The sequence below is a fragment of the Paraburkholderia bannensis NBRC 103871 genome (assembly GCF_000685015.1).
Lineage (GTDB): Bacteria > Pseudomonadota > Gammaproteobacteria > Burkholderiales > Burkholderiaceae > Paraburkholderia > Paraburkholderia bannensis.
Map to the genome: position 1 here is coordinate 332,281 of NZ_BAYA01000001.1, position 23,176 is coordinate 355,456.

Genomic DNA, 23,176 nt, shown 5'->3' on the forward strand with positions numbered 1-23,176 from the left:
GACAGCTTGAATTAACGCAACAGCGCACGCTTCATCGATGCTTCAGGAAAAGACACGGGGATTGGGGATGGCCGCCGCGGGCGTGCCCGGCGAGGGCAAGCGTCCGCACGCGGCACGTCCCTTCCTGTTCATTTCCGACCTGCATTTGAGCGAAGCGATCCCGCGCACGGTCGCCGCGTTCGAACACTTCATCCGTGTGTCGGCCGATCAGGCCGACTCCGTGTTCATACTCGGCGACCTCTTCGAATACTGGATCGGCGACGACATGCTCGTCGAGCCGTTTGTCGCGCGCATGGCCGCGCTGATGCATACGCTCTCCGAGCGCGGCATCGCGCTCTACATCATGCACGGCAACCGCGACTTCCTGATGGGCAAGCGCTTCATGAAAGCAGCGGGCGCGATCTGGCTGCCCGACCCCATCGCCATCACCGCATTCGGCACGCGCATCGCGCTCGCGCACGGCGACGCACTGTGCACCGACGATCGCGGCTATCAGCTGTTTCGCAAGCTGGCGCGCAACCGCGCCGCGCAGTTGCTGTTTCTCGCGTGGCCGTTTCGCTGGCGCCGGGCGCTGGCCGAGCGTATGCGCCGCAAGAGCGAAGCCGGGCGCGAGCGCCCCGCCTCGCCCAACAACGCGAAGTACGACGTCACGGAAAAAGGCGTGGCGGCGCTGTTCAAGCGCGCCCGCGCCAACACGATCATTCACGGCCACACGCATCGGCCCGCGCGCCATGCCGAACCCGGCGGCACGCGCTGGGTGCTGCCCGACTGGGAACTCGATCACGGCACGCCGCGCGGCGGCTATCTGCGCGTGGACGCCGAAGGGTTCAGGACGCTGCCGCTCGATTGAGCGGCGCCCTCGCACGTTGATCACGCGTTGAAATGAAAACAGCCGCTTCGAGCGGCTGCTTTTTTGTCGACCGCGCGATGGATCAAACGTGGGCTGAGGTGTCTTCTTCGGCTTTAGCGGATTGCTGGGCAATGACGCCACCTTCGAGCCCCGCCGACAAGCGGCGCAACTCGACAAGCGCGGCGTCCGCGCCATGCAGCGCTTCGAGACGCGCGCCCAGCCGCTCCAGCGCAGCAACGATCGCATCCACGCGCTGCGTCTGCGTGGCAGCGTGATCGATCAGGCCGTGAATCGCGAGCGACACGGGATCGTCCGCGTTCGGCGTGATGCCGTAGGCGCAGAAGCCTTCGCGCGCCGAGGTGGGCTTCGCCTGCTCCGTTGCGCCCTTCGCGGGCGCGATGATCCGCGCCGGATTGCCGACTGCGGTGCCGCCTGCCGGAACCGGCTTGACGACCACGGCGTTCGAGCCGATCTTCGCCTGCGCGCCGATCGTGAAGCCGCCCAGCACCTTCGCGCCCGCGCCGACGATCACGCCGGGCCCGAGTGTCGGGTGCCGCTTCGCGCCGCGCGTGAGCGACGTGCCGCCGAGCGTCACGCCCTGATAGATGGTGCAATCGTCGCCGACTTCCGCTGTTTCGCCGATCACGACACCCATGCCGTGGTCGATAAACACGCGCCGGCCGATGGTCGCGCCGGGGTGGATCTCGATGCCGGTCAGAAAGCGCGCGAGCTGCGAGACGTAGCGCGCGAGCCAGCGGCGCTTTGCCCGCCAGCAGGCGTGCGCGAAGCGATGCAGCACGAGCGCGTGCAGGCCCGGATAACAGGTCAGGACTTCCCAGGCGCTGCGGGCGGCGGGATCGCGCTCGCGGATCGTGGCGATGTCTTCGCGAAGTCTCTTGAACATGGCAGTCACACGCTGGACGTGAGGAAGATGGGGGATGGCACGGCTGCGCGTCGCGAACCCGCGTCACGAACCCCTATACCGGCCCGGCGCGCAGCTCGCGCACGGCCTTAGCAGCCGCGCCGATTTGCTTATATGTGCAGTCGATTGTAGGCGAAAGGCGCACGGCGGCCGGTAAGCCCCCGCGGGCAGCAAGGTCGGAGCGCGCGACGACTTGATCGCGCCCCGGTTACTGCTTGTCCGCGCCCTTGAGCATGAGGATGTGCTTGGCGATGCCGCGCACGATATTGACCTCTTCGCGTTCGAGCCCCGAGCGCGCGAAAAGCCGCCGCAGGCGCGACATCAGCTTCTTCGGATTGGCCGGATCGAGAAAATCGAGCGCGATCAGCGCGTTTTCGAGGTGGACGTACATCCGCTCGATATCGTCGCTGGTGGCGAGCGGCGTGGCCGCGCCGGATGTCCCTGACGTGCCTGACGTGCCCGAAGCGGCCGCACCGGCAGCGGGCAAGGCCGTACCGGCGCCGCTTTCGTCGAGATACGCCATGCGCAACTCGTAAGCGAGCACCTGCACTGCCTGGGCGAGGTTCAGCGAGCTATAAGCCGGATTGGCCGGAATATGCGCGAGCGCGCTGCAACGCTCGACGTCCTCGTTCGAAAGGCCCGTACGCTCGTTGCCGAACACCAGTGCGATATCGCCGTGCGCCGCGACCTGGCGGCAGGCGTCCTGCACCGCATGACGCGGCGCGGCGGGCGGCGGCCCGTATTCGCGCGTGCGCGCTGTCAGCGCGAGCGACCATTGCGTACCCGCCAGCGCGTCGGCGAGCGTCGGGACGATGTGGGCGGCGGCGAGCACGTCGTCCGCGCCGCTGGCCATGGCAATCGCTTCGGGGTCGAGCTGAACCTGCGGCATGCGCGGAGAGACCAGCACGAGCCGCGAGAAGCCCATGGTCTTGATTGCGCGCGCCGCCGCACCGACGTTGCCGGGATGGCTCGGCTCGACCAGCACAAAGCGTGTGGAGGTGAAGCCGCCGCGCAGCGGCTCGTGGGAATCGGCGGCCGGCGTGGCGTGAGCGGAGTTTGAATCGGGGAGCTGCACCAAGATGAATCTCGAAGAACGGCGTGGGGAAAGGCGTATGTTATCGCGCCTTGCCCCCACGGCCTACCGGTTCGGGCGGGTCTGGCGGGAGTCCGACGGCAAGCCCGGCGCGAGCGGCGCACACGCTTTCCCGCGCACCGTCAGCCCAGAAGCCCAAGACTCGGGTAAAATGCGAGGTTCGCGCGCGATTTAACGGCCTGGTGAAACGCATTTCAGGCCGCCGCGCCCCGCTCTTATCCAATTCGTCTCCGTTGGCGGGACAGGTTCCGCCAGGCCGCGCAGCCCTAACGCGCGGTCTGCGCCCTGTCCAATCGTTAGACGCTTTTATCTTCGGCACCCCCGTGCGCCGCGTCGCCCGCGCGCGCCGGACAACAAGGATCCAGGCTCATGCATCCCATGCTCAACATCGCTGTCAAGGCCGCGCGCCGCGCCGGACAGATCATCAACCGCGCGTCGCTCGATCTCGACCTCGTGCAGGTCGCGAAGAAGCAGCACAACGATTTCGTCACGGAGGTCGACAAGGCCGCCGAAGCCGCCATCATCGAGACGCTCAAGACCGCCTACCCCGATCACGCGATCCTCGCGGAAGAATCGGGCGAGTCGGACAACGAGTCGGAATACCAGTGGATCATCGATCCGCTCGACGGCACCACCAACTTCATCCACGGCTTCCAGTACTACTGCGTGTCGATCGCGCTCGTGCACAAGGGCGTCATCACGCAGGCCGTCGTCTATGACCCGACCCGCAACGACCTGTTCACCGCCTCGCGTGGCCGTGGCGCGTTCCTGAACGACCGCCGTATCCGCGTGGGCCGCCGCGACCGCCTGGCCGACGGCCTGATCGGCACGGGCTTCCCGTTCCGCGAAAAGGACGGCCTCGACAGCTACTGCGAACTGTTCGCCGACATGACCAACGCCTGCGCCGGCCTGCGCCGCCCGGGCGCGGCCGCGCTCGACCTGGCTAACGTCGCCGCAGGCCGCATGGACGGTTTCTTCGAACAGGGCCTCAACCCGTGGGACGTCGCCGCAGGCGCGCTGCTGATCACGGAAGCCGGTGGCCTCGTCGGCAACTACACGGGCGATTCGGACTTCCTGCACCTGGGCGAAGTGGTCGCGGGCAACCCGAAGATCTACGCGCAAATGGTGCCGATCCTCTCGAAGTACACGCGCGTGAAGAAGGAAACGAAGGAAGCCTGAGTCGAGGCTTGAATCGAGGCTTGAATCGAGGCTTGATTCGGGCTTGATTCAAGGCCTGAATCAGGGCCTGACGTGGCCGGCCCGCTGCATCGCGCGGCCGCCCATGTCACAATCGCCGGGAGCGTGGCGGAAGTCGCAGCCCGCCCCGATGCGTCAAGCGGCTTCGGCCGCTTTTTTGTTTCGTGCGCCAGCGCCTGGCGCGGTGGCTTTCGCCCCTGGAAAGCCTGCCGGTTCACCCTCGGTTCACCCGCGATGAAAAAAGGTTTCTACACGATCATCGCCGCGCAGTTCGTTTCGTCGCTCGCCGACAACGCGCTTCTGATTGCGGCAATCGCGCTGCTCACGGTGATTTCGTCGCCGGCCTGGGTCACGCCGCTGCTGCAGATCTTCTTTACGGTTTCCTACGTGCTGCTCGCGCCCTTCGTCGGCGCCTTCGCGGACGCGATGCAAAAGCGCCACGTGATGTTCGTCTCGAACGCGCTCAAGGCCATCGGCTGCCTGATGATGATTGCGGGCGTGCATCCGATGCTCGCCTATGGCGTCGTCGGTTTCGGCGCGGCGGCCTACTCGCCCGCAAAGTACGGAATCCTCACCGAATTGCTGCCTGCCGAAAAACTCGTCGCCGCCAACGCGTGGCTCGAGTCGGCGACGGTGCTCTCGACGATCGTCGGCACGATGATGGGTGGCGCGCTCGTCTCCACTTACGCCGATCGTTTCGTCGCGCATCATCCGATGCCGCTGATTCACTCGGCGGCCGACCTGGCGATGCTCGCGACCATGGTCACCTACGCGATCGCCACGCTCATCAACTTCGGCATTCCGGACACCGGCGCGCGTTACGAAAATCGCCTCAAGCAGCCGGGCCGTCTGGTCGCCGATTTCACGCACTGCTTCAACGTGCTATGGGCCGACAAGCTCGCACAGATCGCGCTGTGGGTCACGACGCTGATGTGGGGCGCGGCCGTCACGCTGCAATTGCTGGTGCTTAAATGGGCGGACGCGAATCTCGGCCTGTCGCTCTCCAAGGCCGCCGTGATGCAGGGCGTGACGGGGCTGGGGATCGCACTGGGCGCCACCGCAGCGGCCGCATGGGTGTCATTGCGCGCGTCGCTACGCGTGCTGCCCGTGGGCGTGCTGTGCGGCGTGGTGTCCGTGGCGATGGCGTTCTATAGCAAGAACCTCTTTCCAGCTGGCGAAGGCGTGCGCTTCGGCACTTTCATCCTGCCCTTCTATCTGCTGTTCGCGTATCCGCTGATGATCCTGCTCGGCACGCTCGCGGGCTTTTTCATCGTGCCGATGAACGCCCTGCTCCAGCATCGTGGCGCGACCCTGCTTTCGGCCGGGCATTCGATCGCCGTGCAGAACTTCAACCAGAACCTGGCCGTGCTGCTGATGCTGGGTGCGTATGCACTGCTGCTGACCGCGAAAATGCCAGTGCAATGGATCATCGTCGTGTTCGGCATTTTCGTGTCGGGAATGATCTGGCTCGCCATGCGGCGCAGTGCGGCAAACGCACGCACGATCGACATGCAGGCGCTGGTGGACGAGTAAGGCGCCCGCGCCGCCTAGGCGCACGCACGCGCACGCACGCCGTCCGACACGCAATCTCCGTCAATCTGACGCGCATTCCTACGCTATCGCGCAACGATTTACCCGCTGCCTGGCCATTCGGCCAGGTTCACGCACCCCGCGCGCGGGTTACACTCACGCCCTGAACCTTAGCAAGACTCCGAGGATGGCTACACACACCGCCAGCGCCGGCGACATCGCGCAACACACCCCCATGATGCAGCAATATTTGCGCATCAAAGCCGACCATCCGGACACGCTCGTGTTCTACCGGATGGGCGACTTCTATGAGCTGTTCTTCGGCGACGCCGAGAAAGCCGCGCGCCTGCTCGATCTGACACTCACGCAGCGCGGCGCATCGGCCGGCACGCCGATCAAGATGGCGGGTATTCCGCATCACGCGTGCGAGGGCTATCTCGCCAAGCTCGTGAAGCTCGGCGAATCCGTGGCGATCTGCGAACAGATCGGCGACCCGGCCACGTCCAAAGGCCCGGTCGAGCGCAAGGTCGTGCGCGTGGTCACGCCGGGCACGCTCACCGACGCCGCCCTGCTCTCGGATAAAAACGACGTCTACCTGATGGCGGTCTGCCCCGGCCACAACCGGCGCGGCGTGACCGTCAACGTCGGCCTCGCGTGGCTCAACCTGGCAAGTGGCGCGCTGCGTCTCGCCGAAGTCGCACCGGAACAGGTCGCCACGGCGTTCGAGCGCATCCGTCCCGCCGAAGTACTGGTCGCGGACATGCCCTCGGAATCGTCGGGCTGGGCGCCCCCGGCGGGCGTCGGCGCGCTCACGCGCGTGCCCGCGTGGCACTTCGATCTCGCCTCGGGCAAGCAGCGCCTGTGCGACCAGATGGACGTGGCGAGCCTGGACGGCTTCGGCGCGCAGACGCTCACGAGCGCCTGTGGCGCGGCCGGCGCGCTGCTGCTCTACGCGGCGGCTACGCAGGGCCAGCAACTGCGCCACGTGCGCAGCCTGAAGGTCGAGGCGGAAACCGAGTACATCGGCCTCGATCCGGCCACGCGCCGCAATCTCGAACTCACGGAAACATTACGCGGCACCGAATCGCCCACGCTCTGCTCGCTGCTCGATACGTGCAGCACGACGATGGGCAGCCGTTTGCTGCGTCACTGGCTCCATCATCCGCCGCGCGACGCCGGCATCGCACAGACGCGCCAGCAAGCCATCGGCGCGCTGCTCGATGCGCCGCCGCACGCCAGCGTCGACGCGCTGCGCGGCGCACTGCGCCAGATCGCCGACGTTGAGCGCATCACGGGCCGCCTTGCGCTGCTCTCGGCACGCCCGCGCGATCTGTCGAGCCTGCGCGACACCTTCGCCGCGCTGCCCGCGCTGCGCGAGCAGGTGGCGGCAGCCGGCGGCGCATCGTCGTCGCTCGCGCGCATCGTCGATGCGCTGGAGCCGCCCGCCGATTGCGCCGACCTGCTGCAACGCGCAGTCGCGCCCGAACCCGCTGCGATGATCCGCGACGGCGGCGTGATCGCGCGCGGCTACGACGCGGAACTCGACGAGCTGCGGGACATGTCCGAGAACTGCGGCCAGTTCCTGATCGATCTGGAAGCGCGCGAGCGTACACGTACCGGCATCGGCAACCTGCGCGTCGAGTACAACAAGGTACACGGCTTCTATATCGAAGTCACGCGCGGACAGACCGACAAGGTGCCCGACGACTATCGCCGCCGTCAGACGCTCAAGAACGCGGAACGCTACATCACGCCCGAGCTGAAGACCTTCGAGGACAAGGCGCTCTCCGCACAGGAACGCGCGCTTGCACGCGAAAAGGGCCTCTACGACGCACTGCTGCAGTCGCTGCTGCCCTTCATCGCCGATTGCCAGCGCGTGGCGGCAGCGCTCGCGGAACTCGATCTGCTCGCGGCTTTTGCCGAACGCGCGCGCGCGCTCGACTGGAACGCGCCGGAGTTTTCCGACGCGCCGGGCATCGAGATCGAACAGGGTCGCCATCCCGTCGTGGAGGCGCAGGTCGAGCAGTTCATCGCCAACGACTGCGCGCTGCACGCCGATCGCAAGCTGCTGCTCATCACCGGCCCGAACATGGGCGGTAAGTCGACGTTCATGCGCCAGACCGCGCTGATCGCCCTGCTGGCTTACGTGGGCAGCTACGTGCCCGCGCGGCGCGCGCGCTTCGGCCCGATCGACCGCATCTTCACGCGTATTGGCGCGGCGGACGATCTCGCGGGCGGCCGCTCGACCTTCATGGTCGAGATGACGGAAGCCGCCGCGATTCTCAACGACGCCACGCCGCAAAGCCTCGTGCTGATGGACGAGATCGGGCGCGGTACGTCGACGTTCGACGGCCTCGCACTCGCGTGGGCGATTGCGCGCCATCTGCTGTCGAGCAACGGCTGCCACACGCTGTTCGCGACGCACTATTTCGAGCTCACGCAACTGCCCGCGGAATTCGCGCAGGCGGCCAACGTGCATCTGTCGGCGGTCGAGCATGGGCACGGCATCGTCTTCCTGCACTCGGTCAGCGAAGGGCCTGCGAACCAGAGCTACGGCTTGCAGGTCGCCCAGCTCGCGGGTGTGCCGAATGCCGTGATCCGCGCAGCGCGCAAACACCTCGTGCATCTGGAGCAGCTTTCGGCCGGTCAACCGACGCCGCAACTCGACCTGTTCGCGGCGCCCGTTGCATCGTCGCTCGACGAAATCGACGAAGTCAACGATCGGCACGCGCAGCTTTACGCTGAAGACGCACCGTCGACGCCCGAGGACACAGCGGCCGCGCTGGTCGCCGAGCGCCTGCGCGCAGTCGATCCGAACGAACTGCGCCCGCGCGAAGCGCTCGACCTCCTGTACGAACTGCATGAACTGGCGAGCGCGCCGGACGCCAAACGCTAAGCGTCGCTTTGCGACGCCGCCGTGGCCATTTCGATATGGCCGCGGCGGCTTTGCTTTGCGTCGGTTGTATCGTGCGCTCCTCTGGCTGGTTGCGTTCTGCGCAGCTGGCGCGCCGGGCCTTTCACACGCGGCCACAGCAAAGCAGTCACAAGCCCCCAACACCTGGCGCTACGCGTTCGCCGTGGTCGCCAACGTCGTCACCGAACCCGGCGACGAAACGACCTTGCAGCGCCTGATCGATGCCATCGGGCGCGATCCGCAAATCTCTTTCCTCGTCTACGACGGCAACCTCAAAGGCCCGCGCGAGTCGTGCGTCGATCGTCTCTATGAACGCCGCCGCGATCTGCTGGAAGCCTCACGCGCGCCTGTCGTGTTCGTACCTGGGCAGCGCGACTGGGTGACCTGCGGCACAAGCGGCGCGGGCGGTTACGATCCGGTCGAACGGCTCGACTTTCTGCGACAGAATTTTTATGGCGATGCCAGCGCGCTCGGCGAAACACCGCTTTCGCTGACACGCGAAAGCGAGGTCTCGCGCTTTCGCCCCTATCGCGAGAACGTGCGCTGGCAGGTCGGCGACACGGTGTTCGTTACGCTCAACGCCCCCAACGGCAACAATCATTTTCTGAACGCAGGCGGGCGCAATGGCGAGTTCGAAGACCGCGTGATTGCCAACGGCTTCTGGCTCGAACACGCAGCGGAATACGCGCGCCGGCGCAACGCGCGCGCCATCGTCATCTTCATGCAAGCCGATGCGCTGGCCGAGCGCGACGATCGCTCCGAGCGCTTTTCGTGGCTGCGTTTTCATCGCGCGCCGCGTGACGGTTATGCGGAGTTGCGGCGCAGCCTGGTGAAGCTCGCGGACAGTTTCCGCGGGCCGATCATCATCGTGCATCCCGACGAAGCCAGGCTCCCGCGCGGCTTTACGATCGACCAGCCTCTGCGCAATGAAAAAGGAATCAGGATTGCTAACGTAACGCGCGTGGTGTTCTCGCTGCGCGATCCGCTGACGCAATGGCTACAGATCGACGCCGACATGGCGCGCAATACGCCACTGCGCGTGAGCGTCCACGATGTGCCGAAGCACCTGCCCCTGCTGCCGCCGTCGCAGCAGCCGGTGACGCCTGAAATGCCGGAGATTTCGTCGATGCCCGACGTGACGGAGATTCCGGGCATGCAGCAAGCGCCCGACCTGAACGCCGCGAGCGCGGCAAGCGGAAGTGGCGAAGCAATGGGAGGTCTGGCCGTGCCGCCAGCGTCAGGCGCATCGCAAACGGTTGCGCCGCCACGGCCCCTGATGCCGCCGCCGTGGATCCAGCAGCAGACGCCCGCCGCGCCTTCGAATTGACCCGCGACCAAGACCGGAGCTAGAGAACTAATGCAAAGACCGCGGAGAAAAGGCCGCAGAAATGAAAATGCGCCGGCACCGGGAAACCCGGGCCGGCGCATTGTGCATGTTTAGTGCAGGGTCGGCTTGGAGTCGGCTTCGTCGCCGTCCTCGTCTTCGTCCTCATCGACGACTTCGAGACCGTCCGCGCCGTGCGCGTGCTCATGCTCGATTTCGTCTTCGGTCGCCTGACGCACTTCCTTGACGCTCAGCGAGAAACGCAGCGCCATGCCCGCGAGCGGGTGGTTGCCATCGAGCACGACCTTGTCTTCTGCGACATCGGTGACGGTGTAGATGAGCGAGTCGAGATCCTCGTCACCCTCTTCCGGCGTGCCCTCGAACTGCATGCCGACTTCGAGCGGCTCCGGAAAGCGGCCGCGCGGTTCGATCTTCACGAGTTCGGGATCGTACTCGCCGAAAGCGTCCTGCGGCTCAAGCTGGATCTGGGTCTCGAAGCCCGGCTCCTTGCCGTCCAGCACTTCCTCGATCTTGGGGAACGTGCCATCATAGCCGCCGTGCAGATAGACCATCGGCTCGTCGCTTTCCTCAATCAGATTGCCCTGCGCATCCGATAGCTTGTAAGCGACCGACACGACGGTGTCCTTTGCGATTTTCATTCGATTCTCCAGATTACAGACCACATTATACGATGCCCAAGCGGTCCCCTGACCACCCGGAGGACGCCCGCAAGCGGCGCGCCTCCCCTTCCCTGGCATGTCCTGCACCTGATGCGCCCACGCCGCTGCTTGGCGGCCTGAGTCCGGCGCAGTTCATGAAGAAATACTGGCAGAAAAAGCCATTATTGATCCGCCAGGCGATACCCGGCATCGAGGCGCCGCTCTCGCGCGACGAACTCTTCGCGCTGGCCGATAGCGACGATGTCGAGTCGCGCCTCATCACGCATTTCCGCAAGCGCTGGGCGCTCGAACACGGCCCCTTCGCCGCCGACGAACTGCCGACGCCGAAAACGCGCCAGTGGACGCTGCTCGTGCAAGGCGCCGACCTGCACGACGACCGCGCCCGCGCGCTGCTCGAACGCTTCCGCTTTGCGCCCGACGCCCGCCTCGACGATCTGATGATCTCTTACGCGAGCGACGGAGGCGGCGTAGGCCCGCATTTCGACTCCTACGACGTGTTCCTGCTCCAGGTACACGGCAAGCGGCGCTGGCGCATCGGCGCGCAGCGCGATCTGTCGTTGCAGGAAGGCTTGCCGCTGAAGGTGCTCGCGAACTTCGAGCCGGAAGAAGAATGGGTGCTGGAACCCGGCGACATGCTGTACCTGCCGCCGCACATCGCGCACGACGGCGTCGCCGAGGGCGAATGCATGACGTGCTCGATCGGCTTTCGTTCACCTTCCACCGACGAGCTCACGAGCCAGTTTCTCTACTGGCTCGCGGAGCGCGGCGCGGACAACGCACCATCGGCCAATCCGACGCTCTACCGCGACCCCGATCAGCCCGCGGTGTCGCATCCGGCACAACTGCCCCCGGCACTTGTGGAGCGCGTCTCGTCGGTGCTTGCTAAAGTGCGCTGGAACGATGCCGATGTCTCGTCGTTCGTCGGCTCCTGGCTTTCAGAACCGAAATCCAATGTGGTGTTCGACGCCCCCGAAAAGCCCCTCGACGAGGCCCGTTTTGTTGCGCGCGCCGCGAAAAGCGGGATAAGACTCGACCGCAGGACGATCCTGCTTTACGATGCGCGGTCGTATTACCTCAACGGGGAACAGTACTTGCTCAAAGAGGCAAGGAAGTGGCTGCCGGCACTGGCCGATAACCGCTTGCTTGAAGGGAAACGCTTTGTAACACTCTCACACGATTCGAGTGTGACAGTGTTGCTACACGAGTGGTATTGTGCGGGCTGGATTCAGCTTGGGGCGCTTGCGTAAGCGCTCGGGGCTGATATACCGTACGAAGCTTGTATGAGAAAGACAACGTATTGTCCCCGGATTTGTCGACGGTCGATACGAAAGTGCCTATAATTTCCGCCCAGGCCGTAGGGAAGATTCACGCTCTTGCAGTGCATCTCCACCAGCGGCTCAAGGTCGGTGTTGGGGCACATTACCGGTATTATTTTGCGCTGTTGCTTACCTTTAACCATAAAAGGACGTGATCATGAAGAAATCCCTCCTCGTAGCATCCCTGCTGGCAGCTGTTGCACTGGCTGCATGCAACAAGAGCAGCGACCAAGCTGCTGCGCCGGCTAGCGATGCGACCGCTGCTTCGGCACCGGCTGCTGCTGCTTCGGATTCCGCAGCTGCTGCTTCGGGCGCTGCTGCTGCTGCGAGCGACGCTGCTGCTTCGGCTACGGCTGCTGCTTCGGATGCAACGGCTGCTGCTTCGGACGCTGCTGCTTCGGCTGCTGCTCCGGCTTCGGGCGCAAGCCAGTAAGCTGCATTCGCACGTTGCCCGTGCGAAGCTCCGGCTTCAGCGGGCAGCGAAGCGAACCGCCGTGCAGCCTGACGACATCGTCAGTCGCATGACGGGCAAGCAAAAAAGCCACGAACGCAAGTTCGTGGCTTTTTTGTTTGTTGCCTTGATCTGGGTGCCTCAAACGTTGCAGCGGTGACGACCCGTTGATGCATCGACACAACAAAAATGGATTTCATGCCCCGCGCATCGAATTCGAAATGCAACGCGGCATGTAACCCATTTTCTTAATCTGCAAGCGCGTATTACGCGTCTTCCTGTACCTCTTCCTCGCCCGAGAAAAACGCCTGCACGACTTCAATCTCTCGCGTGCGCTTGAACGGTGGCAGGCTCTGCCAGATGCGTCGGCCATAAGGCTTGTCGACCAGGCGCGTGTCGCAGATCATCAGCACGCCGCGATCGGTTTCCGCGCGAATCAGGCGCCCTGCGCCCTGCTTGAGCGTGATGACGGCTTGCGGCAACTGATGAACCGCAAACGGGCTCAAGCCCTTCTTCGTCAACGCGTCGAGGCGTGCGGCCAGCACCGGGTCATCCGGCGGCGCGAAAGGCAGCTTGTCGATGACGACGAGCGACAAGGCGTCGCCGCGCACGTCCACGCCTTCCCAGAAGCTCTGGCTGCCCACCAGGATCGCATTGCCATAAGCGCGGAAGCGCTCGAGCAGCTCGGTGCGGCTCGCATCGCCCTGGACGAGCAGTGGTGTCTTCCAGCCGCGCGCTTCGATCGTGTCGCGCAGCCGATCGGCGATCTTGTTGACCGCACGCAAGGTCGTACACAGCATGAAGACGCCGCCGCCCGACGCTTCGATAGCCGGCAACGCAGCATCGAACACGGCATCGGTGAATTGCGGCGAAGACGGCTGCGGCATATTGCGCGGCACGTACAGCAAGCCCTGCTGCGGATAGTCGAACGGACTCGGCAAGGTCATCGAACGACGCGAGCTCAAACCCATCTGCGCCGCATAGTGCGTGAAGTCGCCGCGCACTGACAACGTGGCCGACGTGAAGATCCACGTGCGCGGCACACCTGCGCGCTGCTTCGCGAAAATTGGCGCAACGGAAAGCGGCGTTTCGTGGAGCTGCACCGTGTGCGAAAACACTTCGACCCAGCGGACTTTCTCGTCGTCGTCCGGATAGCGCGCTTCGTCGCCGTCGCCTTCCTTTTCGCGCTTGTTGTCGCTGGCCACGACTTCAGCAACAGCGCCAGGCGACGTCCAGCCATTGAGCACGCCCTGCAGTTCGCGCGCGCGGCGCAGGCAGGCGCCCAGCGATTCAGCACGCTCGGCCTGGCTCGCAAGCGCGTTGGCGAGCGTACCGAGTTCGGTCTGCAACGTGTCCAGCGTGTCGAACAACGGATGGTCTTCCGGCAACTGCGTGATCGACACGCGCAGCGAATCCTCCTTGAACGCCAGCCGCACGTCGCGCGCCGCTCGCTCCAGGCCAGCGCCGAGCTTGACCCACTCGACCGCATCGCGCGCATGGCTCAAGCCTTCGGCGACGCAATCGCGCGCGAGTTCGAGGAACTGCGTGGTCGACAGCGTCTCGCCGAAGAACAGCGTGGCCGTTTCGGGCAACTGGTGCGCTTCGTCGAAGATGATCGTGTTCGCGCTGGGCAACAGTTCGGCCATGCCGGTGTCGCGCAGCATGATGTCGGCGAAGAACAGGTGGTGATTCACGACGACGACGTCGGCTTGCTGCGCCTCGCGGCGCGCCTGCATCACGAAGCAGTCCTTGTAGTTCGGGCACTCCTGGCCGAGGCAGTTATCGCGCGTCGACGTGACCATCGACCACACTGCTGCCGTTTCCGGCACGCTGGCCAGTTCAGCCTTGTCGCCCGAGCGCGTGATCTTCGCGAACCGGATGATCTCCTGCAGGTACGCCGTCTCCTGACGCGACGGCAGGCGACCATTGTCGGCCGTGCGCTGGAGGTAGTAGTGACACAGATAGTTCGAGCGGCCCTTGAGCATCGCGATGCTCACCGGCACGGCAAGCGCATCGCGCACCGTCGGAATATCGCGCGCGAAAAGCTGATCCTGAAGGTGCTTCGTGCCCGTGGAGACGATCACCTTGCCGCCCCACAGCATCGCAGGCACGAGGTACGCATAGGTCTTGCCGGTGCCGGTGCCGGCTTCGACGATCAAGGTGTTGTCGCCGGATTCGGCGGCGGCGTGGGCGGCCTCTTCGGCCTGCGGTGCGACAGGCGCCGGAGCGCCACGTTCCAGGCGGCGCGCCGGACGCGACTGCAACTCGAATGCAGCCGGCTCGGCCTGCGCCTGTGCAGCGGCTTCCATGGCGGCCGCAACGGCGCGCGCCATTTCGATCTGCGCGGCGCGCGGACGATAACCGTCGATCTCGCGTGCAAGCAGGCCATTGGCGGCGAACAGTTCTTCGAGTTCGGCGCCACGGCGTGCGCTCAATGCGGGCGCCGACGCCGTTTGCGCGGCGCGCGCGTCACCGCTGCGCGCATTGTCGTCGCGCGCAGAACCGGATCGGGAAACGGTCGTTGAATTCAAGGCAAGCGGTTCCTGCTCGGTCCTCGAAGCGCGGCCCGACTGCTGCCGCGCCCCGGCGCCTGCCGGGACCCGGAATCAGGCGTGCCCGTTCGAGGTCTTCGGTAAATCGGGGTCTAGCTGCAATTGCAGCAAGAGAATGTTGTCTTTCAGCTTAAGCTTGCGCCTCTTCAGCTTTTGCAGCTCGAGATCGTCGAAGTCCGACGTCTCGCACATTCGTTCAATCACACGGTCAAGATCGCCGTGTTCCGATTCCAGTTGCAGAATGCGGTCACGAAGGACCTCGCTCTTGACTTCACGTTGCTCGCGCATGCTCGCCTCCTCGTCATGAACGGCGTGCGCCTTGCGAAGGGTCACACGCCTGAGGTTGCTGTCTGGCTGAAAAAGCGTCGTGTTGCGGGGTGCTGCGATTTGCTGCTGGCTACTGCGGCCTGGTGTTACTGACCCTGCTGCTGTTGCTGCTTGAGTTGCTGTTGCTGCTGTTCCTGCTGCTGCTTTTGCTGTTGCTGCTGCTGTGCCTTTTCGGCCGCCTGCTTCTGACGCGCTTCGACGTCAGACTTGTGCTTCGCCGCGTCTGCCTGCTTCTGCTGGAAACGCTCGGCCTTGTCGGCACGCTCCTGCGCCTTCTGCTGGCCTTCGCGGCGCGCCTGATCAAGCTGCGTCTGGTAATCCGACTGCTTCTTGTCGTAGGCGGCCTGATTGGCCGAACGCTGCGACTGGGCCTGCGCGCCTTCACGTTGCGCCTGGTCCAGCGCGTGTTGCTGCTGCTTCTGCTGGAACGCCTGCTCGTTCGCCGCGCGCTGCGGCGCTTCCGCCTGGCGCTGCGCCTGATCGAGCTCGTGCTGGCGCTGCTTGTCCTCGAACGACTTCGCGCTCGCCGCCTCGTTGGCGGCACGCTGCGGTGCGTCGGCCTGGTCACGGGCGCGTTGCAGCGCGGCCTGCTCGTCGCGGCGACGTGCGTTGTCGGCACGCTGCTCTTCGTCGAGCGCCAGCTGCTGGTGGCGGATATCCGCCTGCACCACGCGCATTGCGTCGCGCGCCTTGCCCAGACAGTGATTCACGAAAAACGTGTCGTAGCAATTGTGCTGCGCCACGCCGTACTGATAGTTGTTTTCCGCCGTGCGACGATCAAGCACCTTCTGGCGTGCGGCGAAATCGTTCTGGATAGCCGCGTTCTGCTCGCTCGACGAACCCTGCGCACCGCTTGCGTCAGTGGCGCCAGGCGACACGACTGCCCCGGATGCCGGGCGTGCCGCTTGCGCGCCATTTGCCGACGGATCGACGCCGGAAACCATTCCAGGGGCTGCTGCCTCCTGCGCGAGGGCCGGAACACTCGCCGTGGCCAGCAAGGCAACGGCACAAGCCGCCGCGCGGGCGGTGGTCTGCCATGCCGCGGCTTCGCGCACACGGGACCGGACAGATAACAATCGGGATGGGTTCAACGTCTTCTGAGGGCAGCGGAACATGCCGCAAATTCTAACACCCCCCGGGTTGAGCGCCCCGCCATTTATGGCAAAATGACCCGCTCCACTGGCCGGCGGGCGCGCCTTCGCGGACCTGCCCCGCCGGTTGCCGCACCGGTTGCCGGAACTTCAATCCGGACCGCAAACCGATCCTCGCAGGAATATCCAGACCCTATGACGGAAACCGTAGCACTCAAGATCGTCCAGCGTATCGCCAGCGAACTGACCGTCCAGCCGCGTCAGGTGGCAGCCGCCGTCCAGCTTCTCGACGAAGGAGCGACTGTTCCGTTCATCGCCCGATACCGCAAGGAAGTCACGGGCAATCTCGACGATACGCAACTGCGCACGCTCGAGGAGCGGCTGATCTATCTGCGCGAGCTCGAAGACCGCCGCGCCGCGATCCTCGCGAGCATCGAAGAGCAAGGCAAGCTCACCGACGAACTGCGCACCGCCATCGAGACCGCCGACAGCAAGCAGGTTCTCGAAGATCTCTACCTGCCGTACAAGCCCAAGCGCCGCACGCGCGCGCAGATCGCGCGCGAAGCCGGACTGCAGCCGCTCGCCGACGCCCTGCTCGCCAACCCGCTGCTCGATCCGCAAACGGAAGCCGCGCAGTACGTGGACGCCGAAAAGGGTGTCGCCGACGTGAAGGCTGCGCTCGACGGCGCGCGCGACATTCTGTCGGAGCAGTTCGGCGAAACGGCCGAGCTGCTGGGCAAGCTGCGCGACTGGCTGCACAACCAGGGCGTGGTGATGTCGAGCGTGGTCGAAGGCAAGGAAAACGAGGAAGGCGAGAAGTTCCGCGACTACTACGACTACTCGGAAACCATCAAGACCGTGCCGTCGCACCGCGCGCTCGCCCTCTTCCGCGGCCGCAACGCCGGCGTGCTGATGGTGAAGCTGGGTCTGGGCGGCGAGCTCGACACGCAGACGCCGCATCCGGGCGAAGCGCATATCGCGCGTCACTTCGGCATCGCCAACCAGGGCCGTGCAGCGGACAAGTGGCTTTCGGACGTGTGCCGCTGGTGCTGGCGCGTGAAGGTGCAGCCGCATCTCGAAAACGAACTGCTGACGAACCTGCGCGAGCAGGCCGAAAACGAGGCGATCCGCGTGTTCGCGCGCAACCTCAAGGATCTGCTGCTGGCCGCGCCGGCTGGCCCGAAGGCCGTGATCGGCCTCGATCCGGGTCTGCGCACGGGCGTGAAGGTGGCCGTGGTCGATCGCACCGGCAAGGTGCTCGCAACCGACACGATCTACCCGCACGAGCCGCGCCGCGACTGGGACGGCTCGCTTGCCAAGCTTGCGCGCATCGCCGCGCAGACGCAGGCCGAACTCATCAGCATCGGCAACGGAACCGCTTCGCGCGAGACCGACAAGCTTGCGAGCGAACTGATCTCGAAGCACCCGGAACTGAATCTGCAAAAGATCGTCGTGTCCGAAGCGGGCGCATCGGTTTATTCGGCGTCCGAACTGGCGGCGAAGGAATTCCCGGACATGGACGTCTCGCTGCGCGGCGCCGTGTCGATTGCGCGCCGCCTGCAAGACCCGCTCGCCGAACTCGTGAAGATCGAGCCGAAGGCGATTGGCGTCGGCCAGTACCAGCACGACGTGAACCAGCGCGAACTCGCGCGCTCGCTCGATGCGGTCGTCGAGGACTGCGTGAACGCGGTGGGCGTGGATGCGAATACGGCGTCGGTGGCACTGCTCGCGCGCGTGTCGGGCCTGAACTCGACGCTCGCACGTAATATCGTCGATTACCGCGACGCGAACGGCCCTTTCCCGTCGCGCGAACACCTGAAGAAGGTGCCGCGTCTGGGCGACAAGACCTTCGAGCAGGCTGCGGGCTTCTTGCGCATCAATAGCGGCGAGAATCCGCTCGATCGCTCGTCGGTTCACCCGGAAGCGTATCCGGTCGTCGAACGCATGCTCGCGAAGATCAAGCGCGCCATCGGCGACGTGCTGGGCAATCGCGAGGCGCTGTCCGGCCTCTCGCCCACCGAGTTCGTCGACGACCGTTTCGGTCTGCCGACCGTGCGCGACATCCTGAGCGAGCTCGAAAAGCCGGGCCGCGATCCGCGCCCCGAGTTCAAGACGGCAACCTTCCGCGAAGGCGTCGAGAAGGTATCCGATCTCGTGCCGGGCATGGTGCTCGAAGGCGTCGTGACCAACGTGGCGGCGTTCGGCGCGTTCATCGACGTGGGCGTGCATCAGGATGGTCTCGTGCACGTGTCGGCGCTGTCGACGAAGTTCATCAAGGATCCGCACGAAGTCGTGAAGGCCGGCCAGGTCGTGAAGGTGAAGGTGCTCGACGTCGATGTGAAGCGTCAGCGCATCGCACTCACGATGCGCATGGACGACGATCCCGCGAGCGCCGCGCAGCGTAGCGGCGGCGGCTCGGGCAGCGGCGGTCGTGATCGCAATGACCGTGGCGGCAATGCCAATCGCGGCGGCCAGCGATCGCGTGATGCGGAACCGGCCGGTGCAATGGCCGCCGCGTTTGCGAAGTTGAAGCGGTAACGCTCCTGTCGCGCACGTGAGTCTTCGGGCTCACGTTGCTCGTGCAACAAAAAAGGCGCCTCACGGCGCCTTTTTTGCATCTGGCTCCGGCCAACGCCGGAGCGAACATCAAATCTCGATCTTCGTCCCCAGCTCCACGACCCGATTGGCCGGAATGCTGAAGAAGTCGGTCGGCTTCGCGGCGTTCTGATGCATCCACGCGAAGATGCGTTCGCGGAAGATCGACATGCCTGGCAACTGTGTCGGCACCACGGTTTCGCGCGCGAGGAAGAACGACGTGTCCATCATCTCGAACGCCAGGCCTTCCGAACGCCCGATCTCTTCGAGCACGGCCTTCACATCAGGCGTCTCGTTGAAACCATAGTCGGCCTTCACGAGATACAGCCCACCGCCGATATCCTTGACCGTCACGCGCTCCGCATTCGGCACGTAGGGAATGTCGCGAATCTTGAACGTGAGAAAGATCGTGCGCTCGTGCAGCACCTTGTTGTGCTTGAGGTTGTGCAACAGGCTTACCGGCACGAGCGTATCGCTGCCCGTGAGATAGATCGCCGTGCCCGAAACACGATGCGGCGGGTGCGCAAGCAGGCCCTGAAGGAACGGCATGAGCGGGATACCGTCGGCAGCGGTGCGCTCCTTGACGATCATGCGCCCCTTGAACCAGGTCATCAGCAGGAAGAACAGCAGCGCGCCGATGCCAAGCGGCAGCCAGCCGCCTTCTTCGACCTTCAGCAGGTTCGCGCCGAAGAAGCCCAGGTCGACGGCCAGCAGCACCGAGATGATGCCGGCCACGAGCGCCCGGTTCCACTTCCACACCTTCGTCATCACGACGGCGACGAGGATCGTGGTGATCACCATCGTCGCGGTCACGGCGATACCGTAGGCCGCTGCCAGGTTGTCCGAGCTCTTGAACGCAACCACGATGCACAGAATGATGAAGAGCAGCATCCAGTTCACGACCGGCACATAGATCTGGCCGATGGCGAGATCGGAGGTATGCAGCACCTTCATGCGCGGCACGTAGCCGAGCAGAATCGCCTGGCTCGTCAGCGAATACGCGCCGGAAATCACGGCCTGCGATGCGATCACGGTCGCAACCGTCGACAGCACGACAAGCGGCAGCAGCGCCCAGTCCGGCGCGAGCAGGAAGAACGGATTTTCGATCGCGCGATGGTCTTGCATCAGCAGCGCGCCCTGGCCGAAATAGTTGAGCACGAGCGACGGCATCACCAGCGTGTACCACGCGCAGCGGATCGGCTTCGCACCGAAGTGGCCCATGTCAGCGTAGAGCGCCTCCGCGCCGGTCAGCACCAGCACGACCGAGCCGAGCACCACGTAAGCCTGCAGCAGGTGCGCGCCCATGAACGTAAAGGCGTAGTACGGATTGAGCGCGGCGATCACGCCCGGCTGCTCCACGATGCGCGACACGCCCAGCACGGCGATGGTTACGAACCACAGCACCATGATCGGCCCGAACAGGCGACCGACGAGCGAGGTGCCGTGGCGCTGGATCCAGAACAGCGCGATCAGAATCACCATCGTCAGCGGCAACACCAGATGCGTGAGCTTGGGTGCGGCGATTTCCAGGCCCTCGACCGCCGACATCACGGAGATCGCCGGGGTGATCACGGCGTCGCCATAGAACATGCAGGCGCCAAAAATGCCCAGCGCGGTGAGCACCACGGCCGCCTTGCTCCTGCGGTCGAACGAGCGCAGCGCGAGCGCCATGAGCGCGAGCACGCCGCCTTCGCCGTTGTTGTCGGCGCGCATCACGATGAGCACGTACTTGACGCTGACGACAATCATGATCGCCCAGAACAGCAGCGAGATGACGCCGAGGATCGACGTGTTATTGAGGGGAATGCCGTGGGCGGGGCTGAACGCCTCTTTGAGCGAGTACAGCGGACTCGTACCGATGTCGCCGAACACCACGCCAATGGCCGCTACGGCGAGTGAGGGCAGCGGCTGTTTTGCCACGTGCGTGCTAGTTGTCATATACGCAGAGATCCGTTTGAGGCGGAAAAAACGAGCGCTATTCTAAACCGGCTTGGGGGCGGAACCCAGAGGCATCGCTGGATGTTCGTTATGGCCCCGTCACGTATCCAGTCCCGCGCAGTTTAGCATTCGCCTTTGACAGCGTCTGCCCGCTTGCGCGGCGACGCACGCGCAAGCGGGCCCATAACGCCGGCGCGGCCGTTGCGCAAGGGCTTCGCGCATAAAAAAACGGAGCCTCAAGAGGCTCCGTTCGATTCCTGGCCACTGGCCGGCGCTTAACGACGCTGCCGGCGGCTCAGGCCATCCTGGACTGGCTTACTTCTGCGAATCCTGCTGGGCCTGCTGGAGGCCGCGCTTGATCCATGCGCCAAGGTTATGCGGACGCACCGTGTCCCATTCCTCGAAAGGCTGGTGGATCCACGGGTTGGTCGGCAGATGCTGGACGAAATAGTCCGGCGTGACCTTCGAGCAGCCCTTGTACCAGAGCACCGCGGAACGCACGCCGGTCACAGCCGGGTAACGCACCTTGAGGTGTTCCTGCACGCGGGCAAGCGTCACGCCCGAATCGACTAGGTCGTCGACCAGCAGCACGTTGCCCGAGAGCTCGCCGCGCGTCATCGTGATGTACTGCGCGATGTCGAGATCGCCCTGCTCCGTGCCCGCAGCTTCGCGGTACGAGCTGGTTGCGAGGATCGCCAGCGGCAGATCGTAGATGCGCGAGAGCTGGTCACCCACGCGCAGACCGCCGCGTGCGAGGCACAGGATCTGGTCGAACTTCCAGCGCGACTCATGTACCTTGAGCGCGAGCAGCTCGATCAGCCGGTGATATTCGTCCCAGCCTACCCACAGGTGCTTGTCGTCGTTGCGCGGGTCCGTCATTTGAATCATCTTTTGCTTCTACCTTCTTACAACTTAGACCTTGAACGGGTGACGCAGCAGGATCGTTTCGTCGCGATCCGGGCCGGTCGACACCATGTCGATCGGCACGCCGGCGACTTCCTGCACGCGCGTGAGGTACGCCTGCGCGCTCTTGGGCAGTGCGTCGAACTGCGTGACGCCGATCGTGCTTTCCTTCCAGCCCGCGAACGTCTCGTAGACCGGCTCGCACGCTGCAACCTGCGATGCGCCGCGCGGCAGAATGTCCACGTCCTTGCCATCGACCTTGTAGCCGACGCACAGCTTCACTTCTTCGAGGCCGTCGAGCACGTCGAGCTTGGTGATGCACAGGCCCGTCACGCCGTTGATCTGGATGGAGCGGCGCAGCGCGGCGGCGTCGAGCCAGCCGGTGCGGCGCGGACGGCCCGTGACCGAACCGAATTCCTTGCCGACCTTCGCGAGCGTAAGGCCCACTTCTTCCTGGCGATCAGCGTTGTCGGCATCGTACAGTTCGCTCGGGAACGGGCCCGAACCGACACGCGTGCAGTACGCCTTGGTGATGCCGAGCACGTAGTTCAGCTTTTGCGGGCCGACGCCTGCGCCTGCCGATGCCGCGCCTGCAACGCAGTTGCTCGACGTGACGAACGGGTACGTGCCGTGGTCGATGTCGAGCAGCGTGCCTTGCGCGCCTTCGAACAGCAGGTTGCTGCCTTCGTTGTTCACGTCATAAAGACGACGCGAAACGTCCGTTACCATCGGCTTCAGACGGTCGGCGTACGAGAGCATCGTGTCCAGCGTCTGCTGATAGTCGACCGCCGGCGCGCCCAGATACTGCGTGAGCACGAAGTTGTGATAGTCGAGGTTTTCGCGCAGACGGGCAGCGAAGATTTCCGGCTCGAACAGATCCTGCACGCGCAGACCGCGGCGTGCCACCTTGTCTTCGTAAGCCGGGCCGATGCCGCGGCCAGTCGTGCCGATCTTCGCGGCGCCGCGCTTGGCTTCGCGCGCCTGGTCGATGGCGATGTGGTACGGCAGGATGAGGGTTGTCGCTTCGGAGATGAAGAGGCGCTTCTGGACGTCGATGCCCGCTTCTTCGAGTTCGCCGATTTCCTTGAACAGGGCCTCGGGCGACAGCACCACGCCGTTGCCGATGTAGCAGGCGACGCCGGCACGCATGATGCCCGACGGGATCAGTCGGAGGATGGTCTTCTTGCCGCCGATGATGAGAGTATGGCCGGCGTTGTGACCGCCCTGGAAACGCACCACGCCTTGCGCGTGGTCCGTCAGCCAGTCGACGATCTTGCCCTTGCCTTCATCGCCCCATTGGGTGCCCACGACGACGACATTGCGTCCCGGGGTTACATTCACTGCGCTGGCAGACATGGTGTTTCGTTAGCTGGTTAAAAACGTATTCTACCTGGGTTCGGCAGCGAGGCCGCCACTTTTTCCCGAAATTCGCGGAATTTCCTTTTGCGCTCAACGGTATGCGGGACGGCGACGGGTGCTTACTGCACCCTACG

17 protein-coding genes are annotated in these 23,176 nt (G+C 64.8%); 8 read left to right on the plus strand and 9 right to left on the minus strand.

The window, feature by feature from the left end; all coding sequences use genetic code 11:
- The first annotated feature begins 37 nt into the window (after positions 1–37).
- A complete protein-coding gene (locus BBA01S_RS01500) occupies positions 38–850 on the plus strand; it encodes a UDP-2,3-diacylglucosamine diphosphatase (RefSeq protein ID WP_027814881.1) in 813 nt (270 codons plus the stop codon).
- A gap of 82 nt (positions 851–932) precedes the next feature.
- Here BBA01S_RS01500 and cysE read toward each other — a convergent pair whose 3' ends face one another.
- Together cysE and BBA01S_RS01510 are read right to left on the minus strand one after the other, a co-directional pair.
- Complete coding sequence (cysE, locus tag BBA01S_RS01505; protein WP_027814882.1) at positions 933–1,754, minus strand: serine O-acetyltransferase; 822 nt, start codon at positions 1,752–1,754, stop codon at positions 933–935.
- 226 nt (positions 1,755–1,980) lie between these two features.
- Positions 1,981–2,847 carry an RNA methyltransferase gene (locus BBA01S_RS01510; RefSeq protein ID WP_084161747.1) on the minus strand — a complete coding sequence of 289 codons (867 nt, stop codon included), beginning with the start codon at positions 2,845–2,847 and terminating at the stop codon, positions 1,981–1,983.
- A 387-nt stretch (positions 2,848–3,234) separates the two neighbouring features.
- On the opposite strand from BBA01S_RS01510, the gene BBA01S_RS01515 reads away from it, so the two are divergent.
- The 4 genes from BBA01S_RS01515 (at position 3,235) to BBA01S_RS39660 (ending at position 9,833) form a co-directional block, all read left to right on the plus strand.
- A complete protein-coding gene (locus tag BBA01S_RS01515; protein ID WP_027814884.1) occupies positions 3,235–4,044 on the plus strand; it encodes an inositol monophosphatase family protein in 810 nt (269 codons plus the stop codon).
- 252 nt (positions 4,045–4,296) lie between these two features.
- Positions 4,297–5,595: a lysophospholipid transporter LplT gene (gene lplT / locus BBA01S_RS01520; RefSeq protein WP_027814885.1), complete on the plus strand. Its 1,299-nt coding sequence runs from the start codon at positions 4,297–4,299 to the stop codon at positions 5,593–5,595.
- A gap of 184 nt (positions 5,596–5,779) precedes the next feature.
- Positions 5,780–8,488 carry a DNA mismatch repair protein MutS gene (gene mutS, locus BBA01S_RS01525; RefSeq protein WP_027814886.1) on the plus strand — a complete coding sequence of 903 codons (2,709 nt, stop codon included), beginning with the start codon at positions 5,780–5,782 and terminating at the stop codon, positions 8,486–8,488.
- Positions 8,489–8,669: 181 nt separating this feature from the next.
- Positions 8,670–9,833 (plus strand): hypothetical protein, encoded by a 1,164-nt coding sequence (locus BBA01S_RS39660; RefSeq protein ID WP_156965814.1) that lies wholly within the window; start codon positions 8,670–8,672, stop codon positions 9,831–9,833.
- 110 nt (positions 9,834–9,943) lie between these two features.
- Here the strand turns inward: BBA01S_RS39660 and BBA01S_RS01535 are convergent, their stop codons facing one another.
- A complete protein-coding gene (locus tag BBA01S_RS01535; protein WP_027814887.1) occupies positions 9,944–10,489 on the minus strand; it encodes an FKBP-type peptidyl-prolyl cis-trans isomerase in 546 nt (181 codons plus the stop codon).
- A 32-nt stretch (positions 10,490–10,521) separates the two neighbouring features.
- Here BBA01S_RS01535 and BBA01S_RS01540 point away from each other — a divergent pair, with 32 nt between their 5' ends.
- On the plus strand, positions 10,522–11,757 hold the full coding sequence (locus BBA01S_RS01540) for a cupin domain-containing protein (RefSeq protein WP_027814888.1): 1,236 nt from the start codon (positions 10,522–10,524) through the stop codon (positions 11,755–11,757).
- A gap of 226 nt (positions 11,758–11,983) precedes the next feature.
- Positions 11,984–12,259, plus strand: a complete 276-nt coding sequence (locus BBA01S_RS47960) for a hypothetical protein (RefSeq protein ID WP_084161696.1) — start codon at positions 11,984–11,986, stop codon at positions 12,257–12,259.
- 284 nt (positions 12,260–12,543) lie between these two features.
- On the opposite strand, the gene BBA01S_RS01550 is transcribed toward BBA01S_RS47960, so the two are convergent.
- From BBA01S_RS01550 to BBA01S_RS39665, 3 genes are all read right to left on the minus strand, one after another.
- On the minus strand, positions 12,544–14,808 hold the full coding sequence (locus BBA01S_RS01550) for an ATP-dependent DNA helicase (RefSeq protein WP_027814890.1): 2,265 nt from the start codon (positions 14,806–14,808) through the stop codon (positions 12,544–12,546).
- 75 nt (positions 14,809–14,883) lie between these two features.
- The gene (locus BBA01S_RS01555; RefSeq protein WP_027814891.1) at positions 14,884–15,117 is read right to left on the minus strand and encodes a DUF465 domain-containing protein; all 234 of its coding nucleotides are present in this window, start codon (positions 15,115–15,117) and stop codon (positions 14,884–14,886) included.
- A gap of 125 nt (positions 15,118–15,242) precedes the next feature.
- Positions 15,243–16,100: a colicin transporter gene (locus tag BBA01S_RS39665; protein WP_084161699.1), complete on the minus strand. Its 858-nt coding sequence runs from the start codon at positions 16,098–16,100 to the stop codon at positions 15,243–15,245.
- A gap of 342 nt (positions 16,101–16,442) precedes the next feature.
- Here BBA01S_RS39665 and BBA01S_RS01565 point away from each other — a divergent pair, with 342 nt between their 5' ends.
- Positions 16,443–18,785, plus strand: coding sequence for a Tex family protein (locus BBA01S_RS01565; RefSeq protein WP_027814892.1), 2,343 nt, complete (start codon positions 16,443–16,445; stop codon positions 18,783–18,785).
- A 108-nt stretch (positions 18,786–18,893) separates the two neighbouring features.
- On the opposite strand, the gene BBA01S_RS01570 is transcribed toward BBA01S_RS01565, so the two are convergent.
- The 3 genes from BBA01S_RS01570 to BBA01S_RS01580 form a co-directional block, all read right to left on the minus strand.
- Positions 18,894–20,780 carry a potassium transporter Kup gene (locus BBA01S_RS01570; protein ID WP_027814893.1) on the minus strand — a complete coding sequence of 629 codons (1,887 nt, stop codon included), beginning with the start codon at positions 20,778–20,780 and terminating at the stop codon, positions 18,894–18,896.
- Between the two features lie 315 nt (positions 20,781–21,095).
- Positions 21,096–21,668, minus strand: coding sequence for a phosphoribosyltransferase (locus BBA01S_RS01575; protein ID WP_027814894.1), 573 nt, complete (start codon positions 21,666–21,668; stop codon positions 21,096–21,098).
- 24 nt (positions 21,669–21,692) lie between these two features.
- Entirely contained in the window at positions 21,693–23,039 is a 1,347-nt protein-coding gene (locus tag BBA01S_RS01580; RefSeq protein ID WP_027814895.1) for an adenylosuccinate synthase, read from the minus strand.
- Between the last annotated feature and the right edge of the window lie 137 nt (positions 23,040–23,176).